We start from the raw sequence: 360 nt of genomic DNA, 5'->3' as shown, positions 1-360 counted from the left end.
CGATGTTGTGGGTGTTACCGGTTACCTGTTTGCTAACAATGGCACGCCGTCAGCGACCAGTGCGGATGGTTTCTTCCAGATTGACGACACAGGTCGTGTCACTCTGACAGCGCTGGGAGCTGCCAGTGACCTGAATGATTTTGAAAATGGTGTGAACAGCGGCACCTACCAGATCATCGCTGAAGATGTTGCAGGTAATCGCAGTGCGGCCACAGATATCAGCCTCGCGGTGATTGATGTGGATGATATCAAGCCGGTTATCACCACCGGCCAGAGTTTCAGTTACGCCGAGAACCAGGCCGCGGGTTTTGTGGTTGGCACCGTGGCGGCCACCGATGCCGTCGGTGTCACCGGTTATCA

The 360-nt window shown here is 55.3% G+C and carries 1 pseudogene; it reads left to right on the top strand.

The window, feature by feature from the left end:
• Positions 1-360: pseudogene (locus ACY2RR_RS24400) on the top strand (hypothetical protein); the annotation flags it as partial.

The organism is Parendozoicomonas sp. 2304DJ65-17 (assembly GCF_058148445.1).
This window is presented reverse-complemented; position numbering and strand designations above follow the sequence as displayed.